6 protein-coding genes are annotated in these 10,652 nt (G+C 38.7%); 1 reads left to right on the forward strand and 5 read right to left on the reverse strand.

Going from position 1 to position 10,652, the window contains the following annotated elements:
- Window positions 1-210 precede the first annotated feature (210 nt).
- Both VB797_RS14535 and VB797_RS14540 read right to left on the reverse strand, forming a co-directional pair.
- Window positions 211-405, reverse strand: a complete 195-nt coding sequence (locus VB797_RS14535; protein ID WP_323238397.1) for a hypothetical protein — start codon at window positions 403-405, stop codon at window positions 211-213.
- Between the two features lie 345 nt (window positions 406-750).
- Complete coding sequence (locus VB797_RS14540) at window positions 751-2,454, reverse strand: pentapeptide repeat-containing protein (RefSeq protein ID WP_323238398.1); 1,704 nt, start codon at window positions 2,452-2,454, stop codon at window positions 751-753.
- A gap of 527 nt (window positions 2,455-2,981) precedes the next feature.
- Here VB797_RS14540 and VB797_RS14545 point away from each other — a divergent pair.
- The gene (locus tag VB797_RS14545) at window positions 2,982-5,939 is read left to right on the forward strand and encodes a zinc-dependent metalloprotease (protein WP_323238399.1); all 2,958 of its coding nucleotides are present in this window, start codon (window positions 2,982-2,984) and stop codon (window positions 5,937-5,939) included.
- 88 nt (window positions 5,940-6,027) lie between these two features.
- Here the strand turns inward: VB797_RS14545 and VB797_RS14550 are convergent, their stop codons facing one another.
- From VB797_RS14550 to VB797_RS14560, 3 genes are all read right to left on the reverse strand, one after another.
- Window positions 6,028-8,403, reverse strand: coding sequence for a glycoside hydrolase family 65 protein (locus VB797_RS14550; protein WP_323238400.1), 2,376 nt, complete (start codon window positions 8,401-8,403; stop codon window positions 6,028-6,030).
- A 118-nt stretch (window positions 8,404-8,521) separates the two neighbouring features.
- The gene (locus tag VB797_RS14555) at window positions 8,522-9,274 is read right to left on the reverse strand and encodes a beta-phosphoglucomutase family hydrolase (protein ID WP_323238401.1); all 753 of its coding nucleotides are present in this window, start codon (window positions 9,272-9,274) and stop codon (window positions 8,522-8,524) included.
- 589 nt (window positions 9,275-9,863) lie between these two features.
- Window positions 9,864-10,601, reverse strand: a complete 738-nt coding sequence (locus tag VB797_RS14560; RefSeq protein ID WP_323238402.1) for a DUF1995 family protein — start codon at window positions 10,599-10,601, stop codon at window positions 9,864-9,866.
- Window positions 10,602-10,652: the final 51 nt, after the last annotated feature.

Raw genomic sequence — 10,652 nt, forward strand, 5'->3', positions numbered from 1 at the left:
TAAGCCTTAAATATAAATAATCTGAGTACGAGCGCGGTGCTGCAATCATATTAACGGCTTTACGCTATTAGCCGTTGCGCCAAAAGAATGATTTTCACAATTCACATAATAAAAAGCAGTCCTTAGAGAGAATAATACGTAAATATTCTCACTATTGAACTGCCTTTATTGTATTTTAATTTAGTTAAGTTTTGTATAAGTTTAAATTGTTTACCGGGATTGTCGAGAAATCAGTTTTTCAAAATCAGCTTGAGTTTGATGAAGCAATTGACCCCGACTGTCTTGTGACGTTTGTTTTAGGCTTGGAACCAGATTACGAGCTTGACATACCATATGAAACTGTAAATGAGCAACATATTCGCTAAACTCTTCTTGTACTGGTCCCATTGGGGTCTTTGATTCCATTGCCACAATATTCTCCTCTTGGTTCGCGATGCCTACACAGCATATCAGAACTTACTATTTTATTTTATGGTAGATATTTATTTTGCAATGAACTGTAATGTTTTACCTGCAAAGTATGGAGAATGTGAATAAGGGTAAATTTAATTTAAGGGAGGAGGGGGTATAATTCGTAATTCGTAATACCCTTCCCTACGGAACACCTTGCGGTGAACGCGAACACAGAAAGGTGAACGTAATTCGTAATTAATTCCCATAAACAAAATTTAGGGGCTTCAAACCCATAAAATTTACTCGGTGAAGCAAGATTATTTATACCTGTTTAATTATGTAACTATTCCCTATTCCCTACTCCCTACTCCCTACTCCCTTTTCCTTTAAAATTTGCGGGACATTCACAGCTTTGTCCAAACCGTAAGTATTTTCCCATGCTAAATTTTCATTCCAAGTGGTATCTTGCAAATTAGCTTCGCTGAAGTTAGTACCGCTAAGAATAGCCTCGCTCAGATTTGAGTTGCTCAGATCTGCACCGTTAAAAATTGCCCCGCTCAAATTACTTCCGCTCAGATTAGCATGATGTAAATTTGCATAACTCAGGTCGGTACCAAGTAAAATCGCGTCGCTTAGGTCTGCACCGCTTAAATCTGCTTCGCTCAGAGTTGCTCCACTCAAATCGGCTTCGTTAAGAACTACTTGACTCAAATCGACACCGCTGAGATCTGCACCTAAAATAATCGCTGCTTGTAAATTTGCTTTCTTTAAATTTGCACCGTTGAGTTTAGCGTAACTAAGGTCTGCTGCAATTAAAATGGCTTCTCTAAGGTTAGTGCTAAATAAAATAGAATCACTCAAATTTGTCCCTTTGAGCGTAGAACCCCTTAGATTAGCACCGCTAAGGTCGGCACGACACAAATCCGCATAGCTGAATTCTGCACAAATTAACTTACTTTCGCTCAAATTTACGCCGAAAAGTATGGCATTTTTCAAGTTAGCGCCATTTAGTGTAGCATCTCGGAGATTTGCACTGGTTAAGTTCGCACCAGCTAAATTTGCACCAGCCAAATTCGCACCAGCCAAATTCGCGTCACCCAAATCCGCATTGCTCAAATCTGCACCGCTCAAATCCGCACCGCTTAAATTACAGTGAGTCAAGTCACTACGAATCAAATTCGCTTCTCTAAGGTCGGCACCGCTTAAATTAGCATCACCAAGGTCAGCATTGCGAAAGTTTGCTTTTGTAGCTTGTAAGCCAGTCAAATTAGCGTTACCTAAATAAGCCCCGCAGAGGTTCGCAGCACTGACATTCACCCCTGTCAGATTAGCATCTCCTAAATAAACACCTTCTAACTGAGCATTGGCAAGAAATGCACCAACTACGTTACTAAAATTACCAATTTCAATCGAATCGCTGTAATTAATTACTCGTAACAGCGTTGATGTAAAAAAGTTGTTAGTATTTGGCTTTGCTGATGGATAAAAATTAATTTCAGTTTCAAGCTGATTTTGCGATCGCAATCGATGTAGTTCTAAAAGCAAAATCATCACATTCAGTCCGGTATTTATATCGACCTTCCGCAAACCAATTACTAGCTTTTGCTTCTGTAGCTGCAACATTTGCTTTTGAGGGAAGTTATGCTCCGGTACAGCATCAATAAATTCACCATCGCACCAACGACGATAAAAATCTTCTAATTTTTTAAACAGAATTACTGGGTTTGAGTTTTCCCTAACAATATTTGTAACTACGGCTTCGACAATTGCTGGTTTTAATGTAATGTTACTAAACATTGCGTAAATTTCTTCGCAAAATCGCCGATCTAGATTCGGATTGACTCTAGCACTGGTTTGCAACCAAGTTGTTAAATTTTGCAGTTTTTCCTCAAAACTCAATTTACCTAAATCATTTTTATCTTGCTCAATTTGATTTGAATGGCGATCGCTATTTACCATCGAAATTGTTTTGGTTTCTCTTTTATCTGTATGCAGCAATTCCAACCGCAATCGTCTCAGATAAGTTATTAAAAATTGCTTGATCGGTTCTATATGCACCATTTATATATTTTTATACTATAAAATCACCGAGGTTAAACAAGCTTACCTAAATATTTTCTTTGTCTGGGTAGGTTTTTTTGCCAAAACGGGCTAGTATGATTTACTACAATCAAATAATCTATTATTGAGTACAATAACGGTTATACCCGTGGAGTCAGTACAAATCCTCCTATTTTTACTAAAAACTTTCTTCAAATCCTTTTTCGTTGTCAAAAAAACGGAATTTCCTTTATTTGATTGTTATACTAACTTCCCAGTATATTTTCTGTTAGGTTCTGCCTCGGATACGTATTGCTTGTGACCATTGCAATTGTTAGGAAGAATACTACAGTAAAAAAGGCAAAAAAACTCACTCATGTCATATAAACCTGACCGAAAAAGTTATCTGCTTGATATTAAACATATAACTCATTTGGTCTTGATCGTAAATTACACCTACGGTGAATAGCACAGAGAATGGCTTGCATAAGCTAAACGAATTAAGGACTGTAAATTAATTAAGCATCGTAACAACAGGGATGACTCGGATGAAAAAAAACAGCGTTTATATAATTTTGTTACAAGGTTTGTTACAGGGTTTGTATCTAGCATTAGCGATCGGTGGTGCAACTGCTAGAGAAACGGTAACGCGATCGCAAGCTGTGGAAGAAAATATTTTAAAGGACGAGCATGGCGATCAAACAAAATTTAACAATACTTTTAAGGTAAACCCAGTTAATCAAAAGCATCCAGAAAAACTACCGTTAGGGAAAGTATGGGTAGTTGGACAAAAAGAAGTTAAACCAGAATCATTTATTTGGGTAGTTAATGACACAAAAAAAGTATCACAACAGCCTTTTTTAGAATTAAATAAACAACAGAAAAAACCAGCAAAGAAGCCATCTACAACTGCTAAACCAGCATCAAAAGATAGCTTTAAAGAATTTGATACTGTTATTAAAGATACTACTGCTTCCAAAGGTTTGTTTAATCTCTACAAAGACAAAGAAAAAAATAAAATATATTTGGAAGTACAGCCGACACAACTGAATAAAAATTATCTCGCAACAGCAACTTTAGAATCGGGTATTGGTGAAGCTGGAATTTACAGCGGAATGCCTTTACAAGATTTTCTGTTTTATTTTGAGCGGGTAGATAACAATTTACATTTTGTAGTTCGTAACGTGAACTTCCGCACTCAGGAAGGAGACCCGCAAGCACGCTCTTTAGCAAGGTCTTTTAGCGATTCGGTGCTTTATAGAGTTAAAATTCAAAGTATTCATCCCCAGCGTAAAAGTATACTAATAGATTTAGGTGATTTGCTACTTGAAGATTTAGCTGGATTATCTTCGAGTTTGGGAGTTCCGGGAACCCAAGATGAATCTTATTTTGGTACGGCTAAAGTTTTTCCGGAAAATATCGAAGTCCAGTCAATTTTGAACTTTTCTGGGGGTAGCAGCAGCAATGTTAGAACCCCGAACTTTATGACTTTAGCCGATAAACGCGGTTTTACCCTCAAACTTCACTACAGTTTTTCTCAACTACCCGATAACAATTACCGTCCCCGGTTAGCCGACGAAAGGGTGGGTTATTTCATTACTGCTTACCAAGATTTATCCACGAAAGACTCCAGTGATTCTTTTGTCCGCTATATAAATCGCTGGAATTTAGAAAAAAAGTATCCCGATGCAAGCATTTCTGAACCCAAGAAACCGATTGTTTACTGGATAGATAACGCTACACCCTATGAATATCGGGATGCAATCAAAGAGGGAGTTTTGATGTGGAATCGAGCGCTGGAAAACGCTGGATTCAAAAATGCCATAGAAGTCAAGCAAATGCCAGACAGTGCTACTTGGGACCCGTCAGACATCCGTTACAACACCATTCGTTGGATTAATACAGTAGATGGATATTTTGCGATGGGACCATCCCGTGTTAATCCTTTGACTGGAGAAATTTTAGATGCAGATATTTTGATCGACGCGAGTTTAATTAGTTCTCTTCAGAAAGATTATCGCCAAATTGTGCAGCCGACCCAATCTGGAAATAATACTTTAACTTTGTCGGCGATGATGCAAAATCGTCTGTTATGTAACAACGGGTTAGAAGCACAAACCGATGCTGAACTTCCAGAATTAGGGGGAGTTGTAGAGCGGTTATCAAGATTAGCGGGTAAGTACGACCTTTGTTACGGAATAGAAGCCACAAACCAATTTGGTTACGGTAAATTAGCGCTTTCGCTGCTCAGAGACTTACCACCAACCAGTCAGCAAACTAAAGACTATATTCATCAATATTTACGGCTAGTTGTTGCTCACGAAGTCGGTCATACCTTGGGTTTAAGACACAACTTCCGGGGAAGCACCATGCTATCTCCCAAGGACATGAACGATACAAGCATTACTAGTATTCGCGGTCAAGTAGCTTCCGTGATGGACTACATTCCTCCCAATATTGCCCCCGAAAGCGTCAAGCAGGGAGATTATTTTCCTAGCATGATTGGTCCTTATGATGCATGGGCAATTCAGTACGGTTATGCCGAGTTTAAAGCCGCATCTAATACTGCTGCTGAAAAGCCATTTTTGCAAAAAATTGCCGAAGAATCTTATAAACCAGAGTATAGTTATTCCACAGACGAAGACGTTTACGATTTAGACCCCACCGCTGATGCATGGGATAATAGTTCTAACGTGCTGCTTTATTCTACGTGGCAGATGGATAACGCCCGCAAAATGTGGGATAGAATCAACAAGCGCTATCCCTTGGAGGGAGAAAGTTACAGCGACGTAAGGGAACGGTTTGGGGCAGTATTGAGCAATTACTTTCAACAGATTTACTACGCTTCTAAATACATTGGCGGTCAGTCATTCTACCGAGTGTATGCCAGCAAAAATCAAACTCGACTGCCATTTGAACCCGTATCAGTAGAAAAACAGCGGCAGGCTTTAGAAGTTTTACAAAATTATATCTTTGCTGAAGATGCTTTCAACTTTTCGCCAGAATTGCTCAATAAACTAGCACCATCTCGCTGGAGACATTGGGGAAGCAATCCTCAAGTCGGTCGCTTAGACTATCCCATCCACGAGTTAGTTTTATTCATGCAGAACATGGTTTTATCTGATTTACTTTCTAGCGATCGCCTTTCTCGTCTCAAAGATATTGAGTTGAAAAGTAAGAAAGGGGAAGCGCTGACTTTACCAGAGTTATTTAATACCCTGCAAGATAGTATTTGGACGGAAGTTTTGAAATCTAAAAATAAAGATTTGGAAATCTCCAGTTTGCGTCGGGGTTTACAGCGAAAATATTTAGATATCTTAACTAATATGGTGCTGCGAAAAGTAAATGTTCCCGAAGATGCGCGTACCTTAGCATGGTATAAACTACGTCAATTAGACGAAAAGTTAGAAGGATTAGATGCCAAAGATGAATATACAAAAGCACATTTATTAGAAACACGTCAAAGAATTAATAAAGTATTAGATGCATCTTTACAAACGAATTAAAAATTGGGAGTTAGGAGTTGGGAGTGCGAGCGTCTCGCTCGCTATCAATCCTCCACCTCTACCCCTCTCCCCCTCTTCGCATCCTCATCTACTCCCAATTCTGAACTTTTTGCTTAATACAAACAGGGATTCCGACTTTAAGAAATATTTCTTCATCTTGATGCTTGATTGTCAATTCTGAACCTTCACTTAACAAATAAGTTACAACTTCACGATCAATGTCTACTTCTAACCTTTGAGAACGAATTGTTAAAGGAAAATGCAGTCGTTTTGTTCCTTTGGGCAACCTGGGGTTAAAAGAGAGATTGCCATTATCATCTTTCATACCTGCAAACCCGTATACCATTACCATCCAGGAACCACCCATTGAAGCAATGTGACAGCCATTTTTGGAGTTACCTGCAACATCGGCTAAATCCATAAGTACGGCAAAGTAAGCGTATTCCAGAGCTTTTGAGATATATCCAAGTTGAAAAGCTAAAATACTTTGAATACAAACAGAAAGGGAAGAATCTCCGGTTGTTAAAGGGTCGTAATAATCAAAATTACGTTTTTTTTGTTCTTCAGAAAATTCCTGTCCCAGTAAATGCATCGCTAAGACTACATCAGCTTGCTTGATTACTTGATAGCGATAAATTACTAACGGATGAAAATGCAGCAGTAAGGGATATTTATCGCGGGGTGTATTTTCAAAATCCCAAACTTGCTTGCTAAGAAAACTATCATCTTGGGGGTGAATACCTTTAACTTGATCGTAAGGAAGATACATTGCATCGGCAGCTTTTTGCCATCCTTCAATCTCCGTTAGAGCAAGATTAGTTCTATCTAAAAGTGCTGCAAATTTTTCTAAATTTTCGTTTTGCAGAATTTGAACTGTTAGAGCAGCATAGCGTAAATTTTCCCGCGCCATCAAGTTAGTATAGGTATTATTATCTACTACCGTATTGTATTCATCTGGTCCAGTGACACCGTGAATGCGGAATTTTCCATCTTGAAAAAATCCTAAGTCGTACCACAATCGGGCGGTTTCTACTAAAATTTCGACACCTTCATTGTAGAGAAAATCGATATCTCCAGTAATTTCAACATACTTCTTAACAGCATAAGCAATATCGGCATTGATGTGATACTGAGCCGTTCCTGCTGCATAATATGCTGATGCTTCCTCACCGTTGATAGTTCTCCAGGGAAACAGCGCTCCTTTTTGATTTAACTGACGAGCGCGTTTGCGGGCTTTTTCAAGCATTTTGTAACGAAACTTGAGCAGATTTTTGGCAATGCGGGGTGCAGTGTAAATTAGGAATGGTAAAACGTAAATTTCCGTATCCCAGAAATATTGACCTTCATAAGCTTGTCCCGAAAGTCCTTTAGCGGGTATACCAGTTCCTTCCGCTCTTGCTGAAGCTTGCAAAATCTGAAACAAATTAAAGCGAATTGCCTGTTGTAACTCTAAAGCCCGAGTTGCATCAGTATCGTAAGGATTACCATAAATTTTGATATCGCTTCTGTGCCAGAAATCATCCATGTATTGCTGCTGGCTGAGTAAAATTGCTTCAAACCCTAGATTTTCGGCTCTATCTAAAGTTCTGTGCGCCCTCGTACATAGTTCTTCAATCGAATTACCGGGTGAAGTGTTGTAAGTAATATACTTAATTAACCTAATAGGTACCCCAGGTTGAGCATCTACACTAAAAACAGTTTGACCTTCATGCTCCGAACACTCACTTTTATAAGAATAGGAACAATCGGTTATCATCTGATGCTCGATTCCACAAGCAAGACCGATCTTACTTTGATTGGTGACATAACCTAGCAGAATACGAGATTCTTGGCAGTAATTGACTTGAGGATTTAAAACTCTACCTTTGAAACCCTTTGCTTTACGGGGGTCATTATTGTTAGAAGCTATATGAGTAAGATGGTTTTTCATCTCCGAAGAAATAACTACCGGAGCTTTGGCATTTATAACTGTAACTTCGTATTCAATTGCCGCTAAATGACGGTGTTCTAAAGAAATTAGGCGACGCGATTTGATTGCAACCTGTTTACCAGATGGTGTTTCCCAAACTACCTCACGATTCAGCGTACCGGCTTTCATATCCAGTATGCGCTCGAAACTTAATAAGTTCGCCGTCGAAAGGGAGAAAGGTTGATCGTCAACATAAAGCTTGATAATCTTACTATCGGTAACATTAACAATAGTTTGTCCGGTTTTAGCAAAACCAAAAGCAACTTCCGCGTAAACAATAGGCCAAGATTCATAGAACCCGTTGATAAAAGTTCCATTTTCGGTGCAAGGTGTAACTTCTTCACAGACACCGCGCATTCCAAAATAACCATTCCCAATAGAAAAAATGGTTTCCATTTGAGCTTGGAAACGAGGATAATATTGCTTTTCTACCATCCGCCATTCATCAACGGGGTAGACATATTTCGGAGGGTTCAAAGGTTCGCGTCTTAGCATTTCGATCCGTTCAACCTCACTTGTATAGAATTTTTAATTGGACGACGAAAAATGCAGCAAGCCACAATGATTTGGAGTTAAGCTACTTGGAGTACCGCGAATTTTAGACAAAGTATATTTACTTAAGCATTTCGCCTAAGTCAGCCACAACAATATCCGCACCATTGTTCAGAAGTGCATCGGCATCATCGTTACGGTCAACCCCAATAACTAGTCCAAATCCACCAGCACGTCCTGCCTGTACGCCGGAAATGGCATCTTCGACAACAACGCAGCGTTTAGGTTCTACATTCAACATTTGAGCAGCTTTCAGATAGGTATCCGGTGCTGGTTTACCTGCTATTCCTAAATTTGCCGCAACCTTGCCATCAACCCGTGCATCAAATAAATCGGTGATCTTAGCAGCCTTGAGTACTGCTTCACAATTACGGCTTGAAGAAACCACCGCCGTTTTAATTTTCTGGCTGCGGAGATAGCAAACCCAGGCTACGGAAGTTTTGTATACTTCTACACCATCGTCTTCTAAGATTGAGTGAAAAATTTCATCTTTACGCTTTCCCAAGCTATAAATCGTGTCTTCTTCCACAGTTTCATGGGGGCTACCTGATGCTAATTCAATACCCCGTAAATCTAGAAAACTACGAACTCCCTCTAAACGAGGTTTACCGTCTACATAATGTTTGTAATCGGTATCAATTTCAAAAGGTATAAAAGCTTCGTTATTATCTGAGGCACGTTGAGAAAGGAATTCATCAAACATCCTTTTCCAAGAAACAGCATGAACTTTTGCCGTTGCTGTTAATACGCCGTCTAAATCGAAAAGAACGGCATCAAAATCATCCGGTCTTACAGAATAATTTGATTGAATCATTTATTAGTTGCAAGTTATAATAGGTGCCGAAAATTAGAAGACAAAGCAAGCAAGTGCTAGAAAATATTTTAGATAGCCTATAAAACAAATCAAACAACCTGCGTAGCTTCGATTTTTATATATAATCCCTTGATAATCATGATTGGTTTGATACAAATCATCAACCTTATAATAATGAAAAGTTTGTAAACTCAAGGGTGTATGAAATCTATAAGTAAATTGTTTAAAATATCAAGTGTAAATAGGCAAAAGTTAACCTATTTTTGTAGATAAATTAATCTTTAAGGGATAATTGCTTTTTAATTTATCTGCATACTTAGCTATTTTTCTGGTGGTAAACCAAGTTCTAGACCAAAATCATCGCTATACTTTGCCTTTTACCAGTCGAAAGCAGATTTTACCTGTTCTGGAGTTAGATTTTTTGCGTTTGTCAGATCGGCACCATTCAACTGACGAAGTAAGATTTTTTATTTAGATAATTTATCCTTAATTCCTCTTTGCGAGTTCGGAGAGAGAAGCGGTCGGCAAAAAAAAGAAGATGAAAAAAAATCCATCTTCAATCTAACTAATTCTAACTTCTACGTAAAATCTAACTTCTTAAAGCCCTAACAAAACGTTGCAAACCTTTAAATACATTCTTACTTTTTGCAACTACGGGTTCACCTTCAATTTGCGGTTGTCCGTCGGATATAATTGCATCCAATTCATCCCCAGAAGGTTTATTAGCTAATTCAGCCACCTTTTGATAATCACCGTCTTTATCTACCCAAACTTCCCATAAACCGGGATAACAGCGAAACACCGCAGCTTCTTCAAATATTGGACGTAAATAATAACAAGATTCAATTGTGCTAATAAAACGCTGACGAGTTTGTCGCGCTGTATAACCAATACCGACAATACTCGCATCTTCCAAACGAGGAGCAAATATAATAAAAGGACGATTTTCGCCTATTTCTTCGCACATCTTTTCCACCTGCGGTACTTCCACCGAAGTAGGCTGAACAAACATGAAGATTTCATCCTCTGGTTGAATCTTTGACTGAATTGTAGCCATCCTCCCAGTACCAATATCTAACATTTGAAAAGGTACGTCATTCCAATCCCGACGAGCTAGAGCAGCACTACCAGCATCGGCAAATAAAATCTTTAATTTATCACCATATTCAGCAAAAACTGGTAGAAACTGTTCTGCTGCGGGTAATGCTTTTAATTCCGGAAACAGTAACTCAACCTGTAGCCGAGTACAGCCATCTGCAAGAGCAGCTTGAGTTGCTTCACGAGCTTGAACAATTGCGTCTTCTAATGTTCTGGGAAGTTGAGACATAGCGGATTCTAGATTTTAGATTTTAGATTTTAGATTAAAACTTAGGAGTGA

The organism is Rivularia sp. UHCC 0363 (assembly GCF_034931125.1).
In the GTDB taxonomy this organism is placed as follows: domain Bacteria; phylum Cyanobacteriota; class Cyanobacteriia; order Cyanobacteriales; family Nostocaceae; genus Rivularia.